Consider the following 21,711-nt stretch of genomic DNA (forward strand, 5'->3'; position numbering starts at 1 on the left):
GAAATGGGGAACAGGCGGGTTTTGTCACATTTGTGCTGAATGCGGATAAAACGCTTTCGCAGCAAATTCACAGCACAAGGAGGAAATCTGCATACCCGTTGCAGGGAATGGCACTCAGGTATGCAGCAAGATGGATGCCGAGTATTTAGCGCTATTTGCTGAAGCGGTCAGCGAGTTGGTAGAAGTCGTTGACGTGGGCTTTGAGCACGGTGCTGCTGTGTTCGACGTTGGCAACCTCGGCAAGGTTAGTCTCTGAAACTTGAGCGATTGCATTGACATGCTGGCTAGTCTGTTGAGATTGCTGTTCTTGTTGGGTTGCAGCATCCGCCATTTGCTTTGTTAGGTGGTTGATTGCCTCCATATGATGCTCGATGGTTGCGATGGCCCGAGCTCCTTCGCCAGCCAGTTCGACGCAAGCCTGGGTATCATCACGGTTGGCCTCGATAAGTTGCTGCCATTGCCCAATTGTTGTCTGTATATGGCCGATACTTAGTTGGATTTGCTCGGTAGCTTTTTGGGTGCGGGTTGAGAGTGCCCTCACTTCATCAGCAACGACGGCAAACCCTCGGCCATGATCGCCTGCTCGGGCGGCTTCGATAGCTGCATTAAGGGCGAGCAGGTTGGTCTGTTCGGCTATGCCACGGATCTCGACCATGACATCATTAACTTTGTCAGCTTCCTGCCCAAGTTGATGAGTGGCTTCGGTGGCTTGTTCTGCTTGCTGTGCCAACTGAATGAGTTGTGACTCTGTTGCGCTTAGTTGCTGGTGGGTGTGGCTGCATTGTGTTTTGGTTTGCACGAGTCGGCCTTGGCTTTCCGCAACGTGGTTAGAGACATCTCGCGCGGCCTGTGACATGGCATCCATAGCGGTCGCTATATGCTGGATGTTTTCATTTTGGTCGATAATGGCTTGGTTGACCCGGCCAGCCGCGTTGTTCAGTTCATCGGCGAGGTGGTATAACGGCGTTGCGGAATCGGTCATTCGTCCCAATACCGTGCGCATTTTTGCCGATGCCATCTGCTGGTGGTAATCGGCAACAGAAAAGCTATCCGAGCCGGAGAATACAACCCTGCTGACACTGTCATACTGTTGTTGCCATTGCTTGATGCGTGCCGGTATGGAAAACAGTTCATCTCGAAAACAAAGAGCGAGTGCCGCAATGGGAGCGAGGCTGGCTAAATATGCCGACATTGGGCTGAAGGCGAAGTAATGGCTGGCTACCGGCATACAACCACTCACAGCTAGCAGGCTGTACTTCAATGAGGGGGGGCAGACCCACTGATAGTTCCGTCCTTTTTGTTCTGCGTTGAGCAGCGAGTGGTATATGTTCGCCGCTTTATTTATCAGTGCTGTTTTGGGTTTAACCCGTACTGATTGGTAACCCGTGATTTGGCCATTTTCGTAAATGGGGGTAACAAACGCATCAACCCAGTAAAATCCGCCACATTTGGCTTTGTTTTTTACAATTCCCCGCCAAGCTTTTCCTTCCTTTAGTCGTGCCCAAAGATCGCCGAACGCCCCTTTGGGCATATCAGGATGGCGGATAATGTTGTGATTTTGGCCAAGTAACTCGTGTTCTTGGTAGCCTGCGACACGGCAAAAAGCCGGATTACAGTACGTAATTACACCGGTGAGATCCGTAGTTGAGACTAATTGTTCGCCGTCAGGGAACACAATTTCATGTGCAGCATCGCTTCCGACAGTGTTGAGCGTTGTTGATGTAATGGCCACGATGACTCTCTAATGATTTGATTATTATTTTGACTGCATAATAAAGCATGAAGTTAACAATTATTTCAATATGTTAGTATTTAATTTCTGCTTTTTTGATAGGGCACGCAGTAAAATTTCACGGGTCTATTTTGATTTGGGTGTGATTGTACATTTTTTTTTTCGTGAAATAGCCATGCATTTTGTTGGGTTATTTGTGACTCAATGGTGTGATGTGCGTGGGTGTAATTTGTTCGTAGTGGCTATTTTTTATCAATACGCATCAAGTTTATTAAAAGGTATTTGTTAATTGTTCGAACTATCAAATAAGTTATGGGGCAACGCTTTTGAGCTTGGCGGTCGGTGGAAAATGTTTTTTGGAAACGAATGATCTTGAGGGTTGTTTTTCTTCTCTAATGGGTATTGTGCAATATCACTGAGATGAATTTAAAATCTTTGGATAATTCTTGAGAGTTATTTTAAGTTGTTGCTTTGGAATAACTTTTAATTTCTTCCCGTCACTGCCAGTTAGACGGTTTGGCTATGCTTTTCGCATTTAGGCAATCGACCTTTGAATTAATAAAAAGTAGAGGATGCTGGATGTTGTGGTTCCATAATTTGAGTTTGAAATGGAAGTTTGTTGCCCCATCATTATTAATTGTCATTATTTTTTCATGCCTTTCAGGTTTAGTGATCAAAGTATTTTCGGAGCAGGCTCGCATAGACAAAGTATTGAACCAGCAGTTAGAGCCAGTTCAGGAAAAAATCGCTGAAGGTTACCGTGATCTTTACCAGATCATTACCGCTGGGCAGGGAGTGTTACTTAGTCAGGATTACAGTGAGCAACAGGCTCAGTATATTGCGTTATATCATGATGATGAATCCAAAGCGTTAGGGAGACTGACATCGGTAAGTGTTTTGCTTGATGATGGGGTGATCGCAAGGCAGCATCAGTCTATTTTGGATGAGATTAGGCAGAGCTATCAGCGTTGGGTTGAGCACTATGCATATATTGTTGCAAATCCTGTCTCTGCCGAAACGTATTTTGTGAATAACAAAACTCGAATTGACCAAGATTTTTCGGCATTGACTAGTGCGCTCGTTGAGATGCGACAAGTGTTGGCGGACAAAGAAATTGCGCTGCAAGAAGAAGTTAATCAGCAGGTATCGGTGGTTACGCTTATTCTCGAGGTGGGTGTTCTGCTTGTGGCTATTACTTCTTTCGTCTTGGCATGGTTGTTGGCTGGGATCATATTACGTCCGCTCAATCAGCTGTCTAACTCGATGGAAGAGCTTTCTAAAGGTGAAGGGGATCTTACCCAGAGAATTGATATCACCGTGAATGATGAGGTGGGGCAATTGGGTAAATCGTTCAATGGTTTTGTTTCAACTATTCATCGAACAATTCTTGAGGTTAGCAATACGTTGGAAAGCGTTGTGGCCGCGACAAAACGCATTGAAGCGGAGTCGGAAGATGTCATAGCGAAAGTGGTTGATCAGCAAGAAGAGAGCGCGTTGGCAGCTACTGCTGTGAATGAAATGAGCGTGACCAGTGATAATGTGAGCAGTCATGCCAATGCGGCTGCCGAAGCAAGTTTGAGTGCAAGTGCTGAATCATCGCAGGCTAAACATCAGCTTAAGGATGCTGTGTCATCAATGAGTCAACTGGCCAAGGATATTGATGCGTCCAGCCGCGTAATTGGTGATTTGGAACGTGATGTCGATAATATTGCGTCCATTTTGGATGTGATTCGCGGTATCGCGGATCAAACTAACCTATTGGCGCTAAATGCTGCGATTGAAGCTGCACGAGCAGGAGAGCAAGGTCGGGGCTTTGCTGTGGTTGCCGATGAGGTGCGTTCGCTCGCCAGTAAGACTCAAGCAAGTACCGGCGAAATTCAGTCGATGATCGAGCGCTTGCAACATGGTTCAAGGGAAGCCGTATTGGCGATGGCGAGCAGCCGCGATAGTGGTGATCACACAATGGTACTGGCAGAAACCGCCAATGGTTCACTGGATGCCATCAGCGATGCAATTTCGGTGATCAATGACATGAACCTACAGATTGCAACGGCGGCGACTCAACAGAGCCAAGTTAGTGATGAAATCAATCAAAATGTCCAGCATATAGCGAGTAATAGCGAGCAAGTTGTCGGGCAGGTATCGCAGATGGGGACGGCATTCAGTACGTTGATGGGTCAATGCCAGCAGCTACAGCGTCAGTTAGGACGGTTTAAAGTTTAGTAACATCCGTTGAGATGATGGATCTCATTTTAGTAAAAGCCAGCCGTGGGAGGCTGGCTTATTTTTTATGGCCTACGATTGATGTGGATATCAACGAAAATAGGAGGCCATTGTGAATAGTTTGTTGAAAGGGCTTGGTGGACTTGTATTGTTGTTATTGGTTGGCTGTGAGCCGGTTTCTCGGGGCAATACGGCTTCATTCACATTACCTCCCGGTGATGCCAAGCGGGGGGAGGCATTGTTTTTAAAGTATCAGTGTCTAAGCTGCCACAGTTTAGAAGGGTTTGAACGTCCGGTGAAGTCGATGAGTCAGGCGTTGATGTCGCCCTCGGAGGGCGGGTACCTAAACTGAAAACGTATCAGGAATTGGTTGTTTCGGTAATTAACCCCTCGCATCGGATAGCTAAAGGTTATGACGAGGAAATGGTGAGGCGGTCGGGTGAATCAATTATGCCCAGTTATAATGATGTTATGACAGTGACTGACCTGATCGATTTGATCACGTTCCTTGAAAGTAAGTATGAATTGGAGCCGTACCAATATACGGAATACAGTATTTATCACTGACGCACGGTGGTCGTACTTGGGTTAGCCATAAAGAAACGGCTGAGATAACCCTCAGCCGTCTGGCGTGGCCGTGGAAGCTATACTTAGAACTTCTGTGGGGCGTAGCCTGTTACTTCAGTTAGACCCATGCTGCGGCCAAGTGCAGTCATAGGGTGAACAACCACCAAACCTTTGACAGACTTCTTCAGTTTGCCCATATCAGCCTGTTCTTGTTTAGTTAGTACACGGTGGAAAGCCATCGACTTTACATCTTTGCTTTCATTGCTAACTTTGGTTGAGCGGCGGTGTTTAACGTTCTGAATCTTTTTATGAAGCTTCTCGATTTCTTCCCTAAACTGCTTGACGATAAGGTCATCATTGCGATTCATGGCGGCGGTCAATTTGCGCTGGCATGTATCCATGCGGTTGTTTAGGTTTTGAAGCTCTTTGTTTAAACTCATTCGATTACCTTTTGCTTGGAATGCTACCTGTTCTATAGAGCCAGATAGAATCTTCATAGTATATCCCAACTTTGAGAGGTATATAACAAGTTGCTGAGTTCTGAGTAAAAGAATCGTACTGAAAAATCTGTGATGAGGTTTTGATTTTTTAGTTGTGATTGGGTAGAAAGGAATACTCATCCGATTTTCTCGGGTTGCACGTGAAGCGATTCGGGAAGATCACATGTTTCAGGGCGTGAAGCGTAAGGTGATGAGAGTAAAGGCGTTTGCCTTTTGGACTTTACTTAGACATGGAAGTAGCTATGCAACCTTATATGCAGTGCCCGGCACACTTATCCCAAGAGTCGGAATTACGCGTTCGTTATAATGATGCCACCCGTGGTGTTTATTTTATCGGCACCACGCCTCCCAAAACCAGTACCGCCCTTGCTGATGTTGCGGGGATAGCCGACAAGCTTGTTGAGCGCATTCAGGATCTTGCTTTTGACGGCCTGATTGTTTACGACATTCAAGACGAAGGTTCGCGTACGAGCAAGCCAAGGCCTTTCCCGTTCAAGACGACACATGATCCGCGCTACTATTCGTCCTTGCTCAATCAGAAAACGGGCAGGCCAGTGATCACTTACAAGAGTGTGGTGCAATCAGATGTTGGTGAGTTTGATCATTGGCTCTGTGAAGCGTGGGAGCAATATAACGTTAGAGATATTGTTTTAGTTGGTAGCCCTTCAACTCAGAACCAGATCTCATTGCCGTTGAATCAAGCCTACCAAGCATTGCTCGACAATACCCATCCGTTTTTTACCGGTGGGATTATGATTGCTGAGCGGCATGCCAAAAAAGGCAATGAGCATGAGCGCCTGATAGATAAGTATCAGAAAGGGTGTAATTTTTTCATTTCCCAAGCTATTTATGACACTCAGGCAACAATTGATATCTTGACCCGTTATGCGCTTGAATGCCAGTCTCAGGGCATTAAGCCCCAGCGGATTATTTTGACTTTTTCACCTTGCGGCAGCGCCAAGACACTGGAGTTTATTGAATGGCTTGGTGTAAGCGTACCTGAGGCAACCAGTTTACGTATTTTGAATGCGGAAAACCCGCTGCATGAGTCTATTCGCATGTGCTGTGCCAGCCTTAATCAGATTTTGGAGGCTGTGATTGAATATGATTTGCCGCTTGGTTTGAATATCGAAAGCCTAACGAACCGCCGAGAGGAAATTGAAGGTTCTATCTTGCTCTATAAGCTGCTGCGTTCGACGATGGATATGTATCTTGCTCAGCATGAGTTTCGTAAGTTGCAGGGCGTCGATAAGGTTTTTTGATAGAAGGCCAGAGCAAGCTAAGGCCTGCTCTGGCTTGATCATCAAGGAAAAGCCAGCGGGTCGCAATCACTAACGAGCGCTTTGATTGTCTCTCGTAGCCAAATGGATTTGGGATTATGCTTATTACGCTTGTGCCACATTAGGGTGAAGGGGATCGCAAGCTGGTTTTGTGCCTCTTCATTTAGGGGAAGCGGAAGAGCGACCAGTTCAGGATAGTGGTGCCGGGTAAAATGGCGACAGTAACTGGGTGCTGTGGTCATGAATATGTGTTCACTTTTTGCTGCCATAAAAAGAGATTGCTCAAATGTTGATACAGTGAGAGCAATACTTCTACTACAACCCATGCTGGCTAGTACTTCATCAAGGGCCCAGCTCTCTCTTTGTTCCCATACGATCCCGATATGCCTATAGGCGAGAAAAGTATCGATATTCCATGTTTGCGTCAATGCCGGATGGCTATGGTGCATAAATACCATAGGTTGATCGGTGAACAGGATTTCATAATCAATGTAGTAAGGAAGCAAATCCAATGTTTCTTGTGAACGAGGATGGCTTTCCCTGCCGCTGAAACCAATATCGGCATTGCCATTTATTATCGCTTCAATGGAGTCATAGTCCCAATTGCGAATACCGACGGTTGCATCTTGGTATTGCTGGTGGATGCGTTGCGACAGCTTTTCGAGTGTGACCATATGCAGTGGGGACTCCATCATCAATTGAAAATGGATTCCTTTGGGTGTATCTGAACTGCGTTTTGCTAAGATCTGCGTTGCAACTTGGAACCATTCCGATAGCTCCTTCTCCATACTTAAAGCAAGTGGAGTGGGTTGCAGTCCCTGCGGAGTTCGCACGAAAAGAGGATCATCAAACCACTCCCTTAGCTTATAAAGTGACTTACTCACGGCCGAAGGCGTAACCGACAGTTTTTTTGCTGTCTTGGTGACGCTGCGTTCATGAAGTAGAAGCTGCAAGGTGAGCAGTAGGTTTAGATCTAGGCGATGCAGGGGTCTGCTCATACTTATTGGTTCTCTAGTGTCACGGGCTGGTGGCAAGTCGCGGCATTGATCTCACCAGCGCTGGGGGCTTTTATGGCGATGATCAGTCCGATATTAATCATTCCAGCCGTTACCAACAAGACAATTTGCATACTGGTGGCACTGAGGCCTAGAAGGCTGCTTAGCCAGATGAAAAGTGCTGAAAAGCTGACTTGGCATACCCCAAGAATAGAGCTGGCAAGGCCTGCCCGCGAAGAGTAAAGACTCAAGCCTTGGCTCATCATTGTACCAAACCCCATTGAAAATCCAGCGCAGATAGCGGCGATTGCAAAAAGATAGCCATGCTGGCCGTATGCATCCAGCTCAGCTCCAATAAATATGACGGCTGCACATAAGAGCAGGCCTTGAGAGAGCAGGGCGACATTGCGCTGCCCCAGTTTTTCAAGCAAGAGAGGCGTTGTGAAGGATGTCGCCATACTGACCCCTGCCATACCTGCCATTGCAGTAGAGTATTGACCGGTTGTGAAGCCAAGCTGCCCCATAATCAATATTGGCGATGTATTGACATAGGTCAGGATAGCGGAAGCACACAGTGAGGTCATGACAACCCGACTGATAAAATAGGGTTGATTAAAGGACTCTTTCGAGAGGTGTGGCGTTGATTGCTGCGTAGTGCTTGTATGTGGTGGTCGGGTTTCTTTTAGGCCAAATAGGCAAAGTAGGGCGATTAGCACGGCAATAATCAACATTGTGTAGAAAAGGCTCGGCCAGGTAAAGCCTAGTAAGATTAGGTACCCGATTCCCGGGGCTAAGACGGGCACAATGCATGTAATACCGTTGATCATTGAAAGTACTTTGGCTCTGCGCTGCTCGCTGAGGATGTCGCGCAAGATCGCAAAGGCCACGACATAGCAAAAGCCGGCCCCAATGCCCTGCAAGAAACGGGCTATAAAAAAGATTGTCGTTGTCATGCTGATTGCTGCTAGCCAGCAGCCGACGATAAAAATGCCACATCCCAATAGCGTGATGGGTTTGCGGCCGATTTTGTCAGCGCTATAGCCGCCTGCAAGCATAGTGGAAGCCATGCCAAACAGATATATTGAAAAAGCAAGGTGCAAGGCCTGCTCGTTGGCGTTAAGGCTCTGGGCTATTTCGGGTAATCCCACAAGGTAAAGATCAATTCCTAAAGGGTAAAACAGAACGAGCGAGAAGCAGCAGATAAGAACGAAGGGCATGTGAAAACCTGTAAGTCATGAGATTGCGTGACTTTACGGTGTGGTAGGGGATTTAACGAGTTTCCATTTGGACAACAGTCATTTCCTAGTAGGAAACTAGGGGGGACTTGTTTATTGTATTGAACGGGTAGGTGATAAATTGACGAAAGTAGATAAATCACAAAGTATATAATGATTATTATTTATAATTGATTTTCTGGTGTTAATCTATTCATTCATAATCTCATTATACTCAATACAATAAAATATCAATAAAATATCAATAAATAGATAAATTTAAGAATGCCTTAGGTTGTCGATGATAATTTTAATGCCATTAAACCAACGAGCGTATTATACGCTCGTTGGCCGGGGGAATTAAGGCATTAACTTAATTTTGGGTTCGCACCAAATCGGTTACTATCCTGAGTGCCGGATAGGAAACCACATTCAATTATTAGCCAAAAAGAGCCAATCAAAGGAATTAACCCTACCAACATCCACCAACCACTTTTGTTACGGTCATGGAAGCGTTTTACATACAAAGCAGTACCTTGCCATATAGCAAGAATGAACATGACTGCTGTAATTGCAAGGCTTGCTGTGGTCGGGGTATAGGTTTCTGTATTAAAAGTTATCGCCATTAGAGCAAAAAGAATCGCGAACTCAACCATCATTGCTAATGTGCCAAGCCAAAATTGTTTTCTGCTGATTCGACCTTTGAATGAAAACAAAACATGTTTCATGAAATATACCTAGCTATCTTATTGTTGATTTTGAAGTTGCGGATTATAGATGATTATTTTGCTATTGGTCTACTTGTTTATTGTTTTAATTATATTTAAGTATCTTATTATGGTTGCATTTTTTGGTTTTTAAGTTTCTAAAAATAACAACTTAATATATTAATCAGTATCTTTGAATAATTATTTGCATCAAGGCGTAATCAGAAAATGGTAAAATATACCTATTAAATATAAATAAAAGGGTGGATCTTGAGGTGTATACACTCAGGGTGGGGTTGCTTTTGTTGTCTATGTGATAGTGGTATTTTTAAATATAAAGGCAGAGTATCCACTTCCACGTAATGCATCGATATAGCAGTTATAACGAGTTTGCCCAAAAGGAAAGGAATGAGGGCTCAGGCCGTCTGATACCGCAAGGTGGTTGATATTGGTGATTGCGGTTTGAACTGGCTTTTCCCACAGTCCATCAGGGCTGGATGCCAAACAACAACGAAATAATATTTCACTACGATGGACATGGATGGAGGCACTAACCAGTGTTAAGACGGTGATATTGTGTCTGCTGACGATGTGGAGGGAGTAGCGGGCATTGTCGATGGTATTAGTCGCTTGATCTTCTTTTATGATTCGTTGTGGATCTATTCCTTGTTCTATCAGCCAAGCCTTCATTTGCATGGCTTCTGTCTTACCGTTTACTGCCATTCCCCCGCTGACAATGAGCATGCTTTGGGGATGATTATTCGCGAGCGATAATGCGGTAGCCAGCCTTTGTTCGAGCATCGGGGAGATATTTCCCGTTGGTAGGAGCTTATGCCCGAGTATGACGATAGCGTGCTGTGAGGGGGGAATAGTATTGGGTACAGAAGGGGTTTGATAGTTAATAGGTGTATGGATAACCCGTTCGATAGTTGTGATTAATTGATGTGTTCTTGAGGCTTGTAGGGGGAAATCACGTTCTAAGGCATTTAAATATGTGGTGGTGGCTAGATTGTCGTTATTGGCGTGATGCCAGACGGCTAAATAGTTTAGGAGCAATGCGCGTTTGGGATGATTGTCGGGCAAGAAGGTGAGTTGTGTTTGGTATTGTGTGAGTGCGCCTTTGATATCACCTGTGAATGTCATCAGGTTGGCCAAGGTGATGTTGATATCAAGTTGTTCCTCTGGGCTTGTATAGCGATGCGCAGCCTTGAGGTAAAACCGAGCCGCTTCGAGATTGCTAACGTATCTGCCTTGCAGCGGATAGTGCGTGCGTTGTGGGCTGTTATAGGCTTTGATGGCTTGGCTGATGAGGGGGGCTGCGGTCGTATCCTTGACCATGAGTTGTCTCCTTATGAGGATGGATATAGCTCAAGGTAACGTATTCATTTGAATATGGGTAGAGTTATAAAAAAACGCCGGTGCAATACCGGCGTTTTGTTTATTTGATACAGCGTAGCATGTAGTCGATGATCGGGTCGTGATTGTCCTTCATCGCCAAGGCTTTTGGCATGTAACCTGGCTTGTTGAGGATTTCGCGGGCGATCAACTCATCAAGTAATGGCTTGAATTCAAAGCCTGTTTTACCGATGAACAGCGAAGTAAGATCTTCGTTGGCATAGGCATGCAGGGCATCTTTCAGTCCTTTCAGGTACAAATAGTCCTTGGTGAAACCACCCCCACGATACGCTCGCGCAGTGATCGTGAAGGCCAGATCATTGTCCAGTCCGTAGTCATGCTTCAGAACATGGAATGTTTCGTTGAAGCTTTCGCCACGAACCATCATGTCTACCGCAATCACACGCAGGGCCAGTGTCTTCAGGCGATGCAGCGGGAAGCTACCTGACAAGTGCTCACACAAGATAGCCAAGCCTTCTTGGGTATGCGTATTGCCTGGCAGGCCAAGCTGAAGCACTTTCAGTGGCTGCATTTCTGCGTTGGCGCTGGTAACTAGGTGGACACCAAGTTCGTGGTGGATCAGAGCATTTAGATCCATCTGGTTGAACTTAGCACCTAGGTTCACCTTGATATTTCGGCCACTGACCATTGCTCGGGCGATAAGCTGCTTCGAACCGGCAATTTTACATTTTACGCCATAGTCTTCAGCCGCTACTTTGAATGCCTGAATAGCCTGCTGCGCAGTGATGGTCTCTTCTTCCGGTGCATCGTATTCACATGCATGCAGAATGAAGTTGGCATTGGCAATATCTTGCTGATCCGGCTGGCCGTAGTAACGCAGAGAGTTATACAGGAACTCATCAGTACCGATGCTGGTTAGCAGGTCGATACGAACAGCTAGCTGATCAATAACCCGGCGGTACATCTGCTGGATATCGGCGTCACGGATTTCCTCTACCGGCAGGCGGTAGAGTTGCTCGCGGAACTTGTACGGGTCCAGATCCAGCTGGCGATACGTGAACGACGGCTGGTAATCATGCGGACGGTGCAAGAAGCGACGCTTTTCCTGCTTGATATTCAGTGGGTTGATATAGCTAAGCGTATTCACACCACGGGCAATCTTGTACAGCTGGCGGTCAAGCTTGAGTACTTCACGAGGAAGCTTGGAACTCAGAATGTCGCTGCTGGTCAGTTTCTTGACCTTGGTTCGGCGCAAAATGGTTTCTGCAGCATGTTCGCTCAATACGGTCTTCATTTCCGCTTTCATCTTTTCGATAACTAGCGGGTAGCTCTCACCACGGAGCTCATCCATGTAGACCTTTTTGATTTCCAGCGGCATGATTAGGGTATTGGCAAAGTTGTTTTTAACAAACGTTGCCTGATAACCCATACCTTGGAAAATATCATTGACCTTGGCTGTCACATCGATGTTTGGTAGCTCGATATTGGACAATTTATCCATCAGGCTATCGATTTCTTTGCGCCAGCGGCGGGTATTCACCTGCTTGGTGCCAAGGTTGAACACTGGTACTTCGCGTTCGTGGCGCTGGTGGTTGTACGAATGCATATCGTACATCAAACACAGACCGAAGCGGCTTTCTAAACTATCGATAAGACAGCCAAGAATGCGGTAGTAGGTGTTGTGTTTTTCCAGCGAAACGGCACGTTCATCTTCGGTAAGGGCTTCTGTCCAAACCGGTTTGCCCCAAGCTTCATCGTAGATACAGTTATCCGGCCCACGGTTGAGATCATACTCATAGCGTGAGTCTTCGCCCTGCAGAACGATAGGCAGAGAAGAAATGAAATCACCGGTAAACGGATCTTCCTCGAAGTAGCGCTCTTCTTCTGTCAGCAGACATTTCGGCATCAGGTCACCGCGTAGGCGGTGACCATGATGGATTGCCGTGGCAATGAACGGCTGAAATTCGCTGATGCGAATTGTCAGGCTGCCGTCATTGAGCTGAGCTTCAAACGGGATCCCTTCGCGGATATTCTCCAGGATCTGCTGTTCAGATAGCTGTAGCATCGGCAATTACCTGACGGAATTCATTTTTACGTGCGATGCTAACTTCTTTTGCTTTAACAACAGTTTCTGCGAAGTCAATCACTTGTGCCTGTAGCTTAGTGCGGTTCAGGCGGTTGATACGGGTAATGCCGCCAGGGCTTAGTACGTTAACTTCAACCAGTTTGCCGTTGATTACGTCTAGACCTACGAAGTACAGACCGTCGCGTACAAGCTTAGGACCAATGTGCTTACATAGACGTAGCTCTTGCTTAGTCAAAGTGTGCTTAACTTCTTTACCGCCAGCGTGGATGTTTGAGCGAACGTCACCCTGTGCTGGTACGCGGCGCATTGCACCGATAGGCTCACCGTTTAGCATCATGATGCGAACGTCACCTTCTTCGGCACCTTCGATGTAGTCCTGAAGGATTACATAGTTCTGGTTGTCGCCGATGTAGAAATCAAGTAGTGACTTAACGCTTGATTTTGCGCTCTTCTCGATCAGGATAACGCCTTTGCCGCCGTAGCCGTTTAGTGGCTTCAGGATCATGCGGTCGTTGGTACTTTCTTCCAGAACGCGCTCTAGGTAATCACGGTTTTTAGAAACGTGAGTCACCGGGATGAATTCGTTATTTGGATCAGGCAGCGATGTTGTGTATAGCTTGTTGTTTGCTACGCGTAGGCCATCGATATCGTTCATGATGAAAGTTTGATCACGAACAGAATCAAGGAAGTTCAGCGCCATAGTGTCTAGCGGCGGGTTGGCACGCATAAAGATCACGTCGAAACCAGCTAGTGGTAGTTGAGCGGTGTTGAACTCTGCCTTGCGGTAGAAGCTAGGGATGTTTTGTGATACTTCGCCTTGTTTCAGTACGTGACAGAATGCGATAGCTGTGCTGTGGCGCATAGTCAGGTTGTTTGGCGTTGTAATTGCAACCGTGTGACCACGACTTGCTGCTTCGTGGATCATGCGTAGGGTTGAGTCGTTCTCTGGCTCAACTTTGTCCCACGGATACATAACAAAACAAATTTTCATATTTACTGTGCCCAATAGCTGTCATTTTGACAGGGTGAAAAGAAGTAAGCCATCACACTCTCGTGGATGGCTTACTGGGTATGGTTTATTTTTTTGGCTGCATCGCAGCACTTTTTTGTTTTTAGATATCCAGATCCGGATCGGAATCTGAATCATCATCTTCGTCATAGCTGCCGCCTGCTTTGCGTTGAGATACGCAAAGGGTGTAGCTACGAACTTTGTTCGAGGTTTTATGGATGTATTTCATCCAACATTTGGCGTAATTGGACTGAAGTTCCGTATCGCCCTTTACTTCGGCAACGAATTCTTGCTCTGCTGGTGTCTCTGGAGACAGAGAACCCTCAGCAAGTCCACGCATTGTGCGGCCATAGTTTTCTAGCAGTTGAGCTTCATTGACGGTGAAGACACCTGAACGGTTGAAGCCTCGCGGGAAATTTTTATCGTCGTAAAATTTGCCTACACTTCTCATTTAATATGCTTCCGTATGAGATTTGCGCTGATATTCTTTCACAGATGCAGAGATGTAAAATGAATTATTTTTCTTTATACGATAAAAATAATTGATTAAGTGATCTTTAATAAGGAATGTATTATCGTTGCTTTACCTCCCCCCAAACTTGTTGAGAGTTAATGTGGATACTGAACTACTCAAAACCTTTCTTGAAGTAACAAAAACTCGCCATTTTGGCCGTGCTGCAGACAACCTTTTTCTGACTCAGTCTGCGGTCAGTTTCCGGATCCGACAGTTAGAGACGCAACTTGGTAATGACCTATTTTCACGACAGCGTGGCAATGTTCATTTGACGCCAGCCGGTGAGCGCCTTCAGCCATACGCTGAAGCCATTTTGCAAACGTGGGGACGAGCAAAACAGGATGTTGCTTTAACTGAGGCTCTGAATCAGCAGGTGACAATAGGTGCATCAGCGCTGATTTGGGAGTTCGATGGGATTGCCGATTGGATCAGTCGTATTTACCAGAGTGTAGATGGGCTGGCCTTGCGTCTTGAATCAATGCCTCGGCAGAGTTTGGTTAAACAGCTGTTTGATAAAACGATTGATGTGGCAATTACGAGTGAGCCGCCGAAGATTGAAAGCCTGCATGTTGCAAAGGTGCGTGATTATCAGCTTCAACTAGTTACTCGTGAACAAGGCTGTGGGTTGGAAGACCTGAAGAATAAGCCGCTTGTGTATCTTGATTGGGGCACGCGTTTCTCAATGGAGCAAAGCCGGATCAGTGAATTGCAAAAAACACCGATCATGCATACGCACTCTAGCAAGATGGCACTTGAATTTTTGATCAACCATGACAGCACAGGCTTTTTGCCAGCACCTGTGGTTGCGCAAAGTGTGGTTGAGGGAGTGCTATACACGGTGGATAATGCCCCTGTGATCGAGCAGTCGCTGTACATGGTTTGGCGAGAAGATAGCGAGAAGTATGAGATGCTAGAATCGCTTTTGGCTGTGCCATTTAATCAGGTTGTGGAAAGCATCTAAAAGTAGAGTAATTTTCATCGTAACAAACAAGATTACTTGATTGACAAGGTGTTCAGGTATTCATATTCTCGGCCTATCCCTAGTGTCAGGGATAGGTTTGAGAAAGGCTTGATACCCATCACAAAGTAGTATTTTACTTAGTTGATTGTAAGAATTTTCTTGCTTTTTTATTGGTGGTTGGTATTACTGCTGTATGCAACTAGTTTGCTAAAATTTCTAATTGGTGATGTTCTGGTCGTTGATGTACAAGATTATCACCGGTGTTCAACCAAATTGTACTTATTACATACTCTGGAATAGTTTCAGGAAACAATCATGGCTAAATTAGATCAAAAATTCGCAAAAGGGTCTAAGTCAAAATTTAAATCTGATTTCGAAGACGATTTGCATGACTTCAATCAGGGTTCAAGGAAGAAAAAACGTCGTGTTGCCCGCCAACGTGATGCATACCCGGAGTATGAAGATAGCTTTTAAGACAAAGTAGAAATTCTGTGAGAGGGTGCCTGATGGCACCCTTTTTTTATTCATCTTAACGTTACATTTATCCTATTTTGTATATTTAGTCGCCTATCGAGTGGCGGTAAGCCAATATCTATCCAAAACGCTCTTAAGTATTGTTTTCTGAATTAAATACTGATGAAAAGTATCAGGTGTTTCTCATGCTCGAAGATACGATGTGCATATTGAGCTCAACATGGTGACGCAATATAAAAATTCACGGTGATCATCAATCGGGCACAGTTGCGGCATCGAGCTTATTCTTTAGGAAGGGGATTGCCATCGTTTAGGTTGGAGACTTAGGAGGCGTTAGATGAATCCACTGTCTATGAAAAACATCCAGAAGCTGATCGGTGAAGAAGTTCAGTTATTTGATAGGGATGGGAGGCGCGGTGCATTTACGGTTGCCTCTGTCGAGGCATTAGAGCGCCATGGTTATGATGATCTAGGTCGGTTTGTGGAGCATTTTTCCATTAAGTTCGATGGCGATGGTTCGACTCATTTCCCTGACGGCCATTATCACTTCAAGCACCCAAAACTGGGTGAAATAGAGCTCTTTGTCTTTCATAAGCATGGTCATGAGTATGAAGTGTTGGTGGATAGTCAACCCGTTGGATAGTTTGATGTTTAACTTGAATGGGAATGATAGGTGGCGACTATCTGCATACTGAAGCGAGCATTTTGAGTTGGCTTGGGTATAATGTCGTTTTGGTTAAATTTGATGAGAACGTTTAATGCTTGATAACCTGACCATTCCTGATGATATTGAAAAAGAACCAGAATTGGCGATTCCTTCATTGGAAGAGCAACAGCGCATTGTTGCAGAGCTGAAGCGCTTGGAAGAGGCTGGTGAGCTGACCCCTGAACTACTAGAGGCATACCTGACTGGTAAGCACTCAAGTGTTGCAACAACCACTGAGTAAGTGTGGCTGCAGATTGAATAGGGCATAAGGCTCCGTATGGTGCCTTATGTCCAATCGATGATAGGTTGCGTGTAATTAGAGCTGGATCACCTTGTATCATAGGTTGTTTGCTTTTTCTTAAAGAATCTTGCTGTTTTGGATCGCAAAATTCGGGTGAAATTTTTACCTAAATATTTATGCGTTATTTTTTCAGTGTTATTGTCATTTCAATCTAATTATCAACCTATGGATAGTTACGATGAAATTGCATCTAAATTTCTCTACACGTAGATATCGCTATAAAATTTCAAAAGAAAACTCCAAATATTATTTATACAAAAGATATTATTTTTGTTTATGGATCAGTGACGGCCGTTATTACGATACAAAGCTCGAAGCCATGAGTACTATCCCTTATACAAACGTTATGAACTGACTTGTTAGACTTTAAGTTATTGTTTATATACAAATTTCATTTGTTATAGCTCGATTGCCCCATCATCTCCTGTCTTATTAGCTATACTCAAGAGTATGGTTATTGAGTCGGGAGTTTGTCGTTTTTAAACGCCGTGTTGGTATATGATGGAGTAATATTAATGGTTGACGAAATTCTATTTTATGAACCTAATAATAAATATGGTTTTTTATCTAACTTCGCGTTATCTCCTATTACTATTGGTGGTTTTAGATGGAAAACCAGTGAGCATTATTATCAGGCGCAAAAATTTACTGATATTGCTATCCAACAATTGATTATGGAAGCAGAGACTCCGGATGAGGCATTTTTACTAAGCAGGCAATATGAGGCTTTTGTCAAACGTGACTGGGAGGACGTTAAAAATGCTGTTATGCGTTACGTCGTGTTTGAAAAATTTAGGCAAAATGTACGCTTTACCCATTTGCTTGTCAGTACGGGTAAGAAAACGCTGAGAGAGCATTCTCATAGAGATGCATATTGGGGCGATGGTGGTGATGGTAGTGGCCGCAATGAGCTCGGTAAAATACTGATGGATGTACGCGATTATTTTTCGGGGCAATCACCATTTAAATGGGTGAAGTTTGTAGACAGTGCTAAGCTGCCGACCCGGTGGGGAATGTTTAAGATGTATGGTTTTACTGAGACGGCAACGGGAAAAGAGCATCTGGCGCTTGTGTATGGTGAACTTGACTCTGCTACTCCTTCCCTGATTCGCCTGCATTCGGAATGTCTGACAGGTGATGCCTTGTTTAGTGATCGTTGTGATTGTGGCTATCAGTTAGCCAGAGCAATGGAAAATATTGTTAAAGAAGGGAGTGGTGTGCTGTTTTATTTGCGCCAAGAAGGACGAGGGATTGGTCTTATTAATAAAATACGTGCTTATCATCTTCAGGATGATGGTGCTGATACCGTTGAGGCAAATGAAGCACTAGGTTTTTCAGCTGATATGCGAGATTACTCATTCTGTATAGGTATGTTGAGTTTTCTTGGTATTTCTCGAGTCAGACTTATGACAAATAACCCTCGTAAAATTGAGTCTTTAAAACAAATTGGAATTAATGTGATTGAACGAGTTCCGCTGCAGGAGGGAAATAGTCCTTATAATTCGAATTATCTTAAGATAAAGGCAAAAAAAATGGGGCATATGTTTGATGAATCATTCATAAAGTGATAAGAGATGAATAAAGCCGCTTTGCGGCTTATTTTTTAAATGGAAATGGTTATTAACGATATTTATCCAGGATTTTATTTATTTGACCGTTGTCTTTGATTTTCGTTAGTTTTTTATTGATGAACATTTGTAGGTCATGATCCATGTTTGGTGAAAAGGCAAGATAGATAGGATAGTTTGGGATCACATTGCTAAATGATTGTATGTTATATTGTGATTTTTTCTGATTGGATTTTTTTAGATTGTAGTTAATACGCGATTCCATTTCGACGAATGCTGTATCTTCTGGAAGTTTTTGGAGTACACGAAATGCGGCATCATAGTCTTTAACGCGAAGTTCTTCGATTTTACCCTGATTAAGATAAGGGGCAAGTTGTGGATAATCGAAGCCATGTAACAAAATGATAATTTTATTCTCTATATCTTCAATATGATTAAATTCGAAGGTTGAGTTTGAATGACTGACTAGAACATGATTGACGGTGTATATTGGTATGTCGGAAAGATTTTCAGCCTGAGGTCCCCCCCATCCAGGGCTCCCATAGGTGATCCAATTTGTATCGTTATCATTTTCTAAAATACTGATCATACGATTGAATGGATAAGTATGGTACTGCAATTTATAGTTCGAGTCTTCGAATATGGCTTGGATGATATCAGTAACAATACCACTATGTAGGTTATCCGTTTCTATCTGAAAGGGGGCTGCTTGTTTTGCGATCACATAATAGTTGACGTTATTGTCATTAGCTGCGAATGCACTTGAAATGAGAAATACTGATGTGGTTAAGTGTGCGATTTTTAACATTTTAAGCCTTCCCTAATATCTTCCCTTATTTAGCTACTATTATGATAGTAGAGATAATCGAAAAAATGAGTTTAGGGATGATAAAATCATTAGATAAACATAGGAATAATAAAAGATTTAGCCTTACTAAGCAGTTGGTACTGGTGATTACAGCTGTAAGTGTTGTGTTTACCTTATTGACGACTGCTATTGGGTTATATTTAGATTATCGGCAAGAGCTATCAATGCTTGACGGGGACTTCCAACAAATAGAAGAGAGTTACTTGTCTAGCCTTACAGCAAGCCTGTGGGTTGAAGATCGTGACCAATTAAAAACACAAGCATTAGGAATAATGAATTTGCCTCACTTGTCCTATTTGTCAATTTCTGACAAAAGTGGGGAGCTTATCAAATTGGGGGCACCACTTGAATCACACAGGATCGAGAAAACATGGCGTTTAGTTTATGAATTATCTGGAAAGCAATTTGAACTTGGACATCTGATTATTCAAGCTGATTTAGATACAGTACACAAAAATATTCAGGATAAATTTATTGTATTGTTAGCAGGTCAATCACTGCAGATATTCATCATTGCAATTGTCATTCTAATTTTTGCGTTTAGATTGATAGTCAAACCATTAACTATTATGGCTGAAAGAGTAACTCAGTTCGATAGTAAAAAAGTCCCTAAACAGATAGTTCTGCCAACAAGAGTATTTGATGATGAAATTACGATATTGGTGAACCAGTATAATGAAACAGTTGACCATATAAGAGCAAATTATTTGTCGCTAGAGCAGGCTCGTAAACAAGCAGAAGAGGCAAGTCTAAAGAAAAGCGAGTTTTTGGCCAATATGAGTCATGAGATTCGAACGCCAATGAATGGCATTATTGGTTTATCTGGATTAATGAGAGATATGGATATGAAGGCAGAGCATAAAGAATATGTAAATATGCTTCATACTTCTTCATTATCACTACTTGATCTGATTAATGATATTCTTGACTTTTCAAAGATTGAAGCAGGCCGGCTTGAGTTGGAAGTTATGCCGCTTAATGTCTTTGAGTTAAGTAAAGAAGTTGAATCGCTATTTATGGTGCGTGCTGCGGAACAAGGGTTGTCATTAAGGTGTACCGTGGATGGGAAAATCAGTCCTATGTTATTGGGGGATGCAACGAAGGTACGTCAGATATTAGTGAATCTTGTTAGTAATGCATTGAAGTTTACTGAACGGGGATATGTCCATTTACATCTACAGTGCATGGAGGACTTGCCTGAATCGGTTGTTGTTGAGTTTGCTGTTACTGATAGTGGTATCGGTGTTGAGTTTGATAAACAAGATGCGATATTTGATAAATTTCAGCAAGCGGATGGCAGTACGACGCGGAAGTATGGCGGTACCGGATTGGGATTGGCTATATGCCGAGAAATGGTTGCATTAATGGGTGGGAAATTAAAGCTCACGAGTCAGATTGGTAAGGGGAGCCGTTTTTATTTTTCTTTGCAGTTGGATAAAGATGTTATGCACATTGCTGCCCGTGAACAATTGTCGTTGCAGGGATTAAATGTTCTGTTGGTTGATGACAGTATGTTGAACATGCGTATTACAAGTTCGCAGTTGAATGCGCTTGGTGCGACGGCAACTCAATGTGACACCCCGTCAGCAGTACTGTCTCAGATAGAGAAAGCAGAATTGATGGGGCAGCCGTTTGATATTGTGATCGTTGATAAAGTCATGCCGGAAATTGATGGATTTCAGCTTGCTAGCCATTTGCAGCAGCTTGGTTCAAGTTGCCCGAAAATTATGATGATATCTGCTGCCCCGGATGTAGGGGATGCGGAAAAAGCACAAGCATTAGGCATTGTTAGCCTGATCACCAGACCCTATAAAGACAGTACCTTGATAAGAGCGATTGCAAAATGTACCACGGCTCAGCAACCCTGTAGGGTATTGAATGAGAGAGGGGCTGAATTTCAGTATGACCCGGTTGGGGAGGAACGACCTATGGTTGTTGGTTCCGAGTGTCGAACCAACCCTGAGCGGGGATCAAACGAAATTGACGCTGCGGTTCACCAAGGTGAACAATATGAAAATTCAATGATGGACAAGCAGGACAAGCAGGACGAGCATGTTCAAGAATCAAAAGCGCTGAATATTTTGGTCGTAGAGGATACGTTGATCAACCAAAAAGTATCGAAAATGATGCTGGAAAAACAAGGTGCGACTGTCATGATTGCTGAAAATGGCCAGATAGCTGTTGATCTATTTAGCCAGTATCATTTTGATATGATTTTTATGGATTGCCAGATGCCTGTTTTGGATGGCTTTGAGGCTACTCGGGCGATAAGGTCGCTTGAAGCGAAAAGCGAAAAAGGGGGGCATATCCCCATTATTGCATTGACGGCAAATGTCGTTAAAGAGGAGAGGGACAAATGCTATGCTGCGGGAATGGATGATTTTGTCTCTAAGCCTGTATCTTTGCAGATTTTACGTGAAAAGGTGCAGAAATACAGGCGTACATTTTCTGATGCCTAGACACTGAAGCGCATGTCAAGTGATGGTTGGCGATATAGGCTCACAATAATTGTTAATGTGTTATTGAGGGTGTTTTCATTCATATCTTGAATAACATAATAATCAGACATCTTGTTCTTGAGCGAACGGTAGACAAGCTGTGATGGGCTGGCATTAATATCACCGGTAATTTCAATTTTTTCGACAAACAT

Annotated in this window: 20 protein-coding genes; 9 read left to right on the top strand and 11 right to left on the bottom strand. The window is 44.0% G+C overall.

The window, feature by feature from the left end:
* Positions 1-151: 151 nt before the first annotated feature.
* Positions 152-1,732, bottom strand: coding sequence for a methyl-accepting chemotaxis protein (locus ABT56_RS15570; RefSeq protein WP_420835129.1), 1,581 nt, complete (start codon positions 1,730-1,732; stop codon positions 152-154).
* Between the two features lie 579 nt (positions 1,733-2,311).
* Here ABT56_RS15570 and ABT56_RS15575 point away from each other — a divergent pair.
* Positions 2,312-3,955, top strand: coding sequence for a methyl-accepting chemotaxis protein (locus tag ABT56_RS15575; protein WP_047879815.1), 1,644 nt, complete (start codon positions 2,312-2,314; stop codon positions 3,953-3,955).
* A gap of 112 nt (positions 3,956-4,067) precedes the next feature.
* Positions 4,068-4,307, top strand: coding sequence for a hypothetical protein (locus ABT56_RS24440; protein WP_205626095.1), 240 nt, complete (start codon positions 4,068-4,070; stop codon positions 4,305-4,307).
* 298 nt (positions 4,308-4,605) lie between these two features.
* Here the strand turns inward: ABT56_RS24440 and ABT56_RS15580 are convergent, their stop codons facing one another.
* Entirely contained in the window at positions 4,606-4,962 is a 357-nt protein-coding gene (locus tag ABT56_RS15580; RefSeq protein WP_047880014.1) for a YibL family ribosome-associated protein, read from the bottom strand.
* A gap of 302 nt (positions 4,963-5,264) precedes the next feature.
* On the opposite strand from ABT56_RS15580, the gene ABT56_RS15585 reads away from it, so the two are divergent.
* Positions 5,265-6,284, top strand: a complete 1,020-nt coding sequence (locus ABT56_RS15585; protein ID WP_047879816.1) for a methylenetetrahydrofolate reductase — start codon at positions 5,265-5,267, stop codon at positions 6,282-6,284.
* Between the two features lie 41 nt (positions 6,285-6,325).
* Here ABT56_RS15585 and yidZ read toward each other — a convergent pair whose 3' ends face one another.
* The 7 genes from yidZ to ABT56_RS15620 form a co-directional block, all read right to left on the bottom strand.
* On the bottom strand, positions 6,326-7,300 hold the full coding sequence (yidZ, locus tag ABT56_RS15590; protein ID WP_047879817.1) for an HTH-type transcriptional regulator YidZ: 975 nt from the start codon (positions 7,298-7,300) through the stop codon (positions 6,326-6,328).
* Between the two features lie 2 nt (positions 7,301-7,302).
* Entirely contained in the window at positions 7,303-8,514 is a 1,212-nt protein-coding gene (locus ABT56_RS15595) for an MFS transporter (RefSeq protein WP_047879818.1), read from the bottom strand.
* A 365-nt stretch (positions 8,515-8,879) separates the two neighbouring features.
* Complete coding sequence (locus ABT56_RS15600) at positions 8,880-9,239, bottom strand: DUF805 domain-containing protein (protein WP_047879819.1); 360 nt, start codon at positions 9,237-9,239, stop codon at positions 8,880-8,882.
* A 288-nt stretch (positions 9,240-9,527) separates the two neighbouring features.
* Positions 9,528-10,556 (bottom strand): YdcF family protein, encoded by a 1,029-nt coding sequence (locus tag ABT56_RS15605; RefSeq protein ID WP_053062516.1) that lies wholly within the window; start codon positions 10,554-10,556, stop codon positions 9,528-9,530.
* A 100-nt stretch (positions 10,557-10,656) separates the two neighbouring features.
* Positions 10,657-12,639 carry a flavohemoglobin expression-modulating QEGLA motif protein gene (locus tag ABT56_RS15610; RefSeq protein ID WP_047879821.1) on the bottom strand — a complete coding sequence of 661 codons (1,983 nt, stop codon included), beginning with the start codon at positions 12,637-12,639 and terminating at the stop codon, positions 10,657-10,659.
* Positions 12,623-13,651, bottom strand: coding sequence for a glutathione synthase (gshB, locus tag ABT56_RS15615; protein ID WP_047879822.1), 1,029 nt, complete (start codon positions 13,649-13,651; stop codon positions 12,623-12,625). The genes ABT56_RS15610 and gshB overlap by 17 nt, the downstream gene beginning before the upstream one ends.
* Before the next feature lie 121 nt (positions 13,652-13,772).
* Positions 13,773-14,120 carry a MaoP family protein gene (locus ABT56_RS15620; RefSeq protein WP_047879823.1) on the bottom strand — a complete coding sequence of 116 codons (348 nt, stop codon included), beginning with the start codon at positions 14,118-14,120 and terminating at the stop codon, positions 13,773-13,775.
* A gap of 163 nt (positions 14,121-14,283) precedes the next feature.
* Here ABT56_RS15620 and hdfR point away from each other — a divergent pair, with 163 nt between their 5' ends.
* The 5 genes from hdfR (at position 14,284) to ribA (ending at position 18,193) form a co-directional block, all read left to right on the top strand.
* On the top strand, positions 14,284-15,144 hold the full coding sequence (gene hdfR, locus ABT56_RS15625) for an HTH-type transcriptional regulator HdfR (RefSeq protein WP_047879824.1): 861 nt from the start codon (positions 14,284-14,286) through the stop codon (positions 15,142-15,144).
* A 315-nt stretch (positions 15,145-15,459) separates the two neighbouring features.
* Positions 15,460-15,618: a hypothetical protein gene (locus ABT56_RS24230; RefSeq protein ID WP_169753936.1), complete on the top strand. Its 159-nt coding sequence runs from the start codon at positions 15,460-15,462 to the stop codon at positions 15,616-15,618.
* Between the two features lie 337 nt (positions 15,619-15,955).
* Positions 15,956-16,261 carry a DUF6916 family protein gene (locus ABT56_RS15630; protein WP_047879825.1) on the top strand — a complete coding sequence of 102 codons (306 nt, stop codon included), beginning with the start codon at positions 15,956-15,958 and terminating at the stop codon, positions 16,259-16,261.
* A 115-nt stretch (positions 16,262-16,376) separates the two neighbouring features.
* On the top strand, positions 16,377-16,565 hold the full coding sequence (locus tag ABT56_RS15635; protein WP_047879826.1) for a restriction endonuclease subunit S domain-containing protein: 189 nt from the start codon (positions 16,377-16,379) through the stop codon (positions 16,563-16,565).
* Between the two features lie 575 nt (positions 16,566-17,140).
* Complete coding sequence (gene ribA / locus ABT56_RS23665; RefSeq protein ID WP_084722325.1) at positions 17,141-18,193, top strand: GTP cyclohydrolase II; 1,053 nt, start codon at positions 17,141-17,143, stop codon at positions 18,191-18,193.
* Positions 18,194-18,245: 52 nt separating this feature from the next.
* Here the strand turns inward: ribA and ABT56_RS15645 are convergent, their stop codons facing one another.
* Entirely contained in the window at positions 18,246-19,001 is a 756-nt protein-coding gene (locus ABT56_RS15645) for a substrate-binding periplasmic protein (RefSeq protein WP_047879827.1), read from the bottom strand.
* Positions 19,002-19,078: 77 nt separating this feature from the next.
* Between ABT56_RS15645 and ABT56_RS15650 the strand changes: the two genes are divergently transcribed.
* A complete protein-coding gene (locus ABT56_RS15650; RefSeq protein WP_047879828.1) occupies positions 19,079-21,520 on the top strand; it encodes a response regulator in 2,442 nt (813 codons plus the stop codon).
* Here the strand turns inward: ABT56_RS15650 and ABT56_RS15655 are convergent.
* Positions 21,517-21,711, bottom strand: coding sequence for a hypothetical protein (locus tag ABT56_RS15655; protein ID WP_053062517.1), 195 nt, complete (start codon positions 21,709-21,711; stop codon positions 21,517-21,519). The genes ABT56_RS15650 and ABT56_RS15655 overlap by 4 nt on opposite strands.

It is taken from the genome of Photobacterium aquae, from assembly GCF_001029445.1.
GTDB lineage: Bacteria > Pseudomonadota > Gammaproteobacteria > Enterobacterales > Vibrionaceae > Photobacterium > Photobacterium aquae.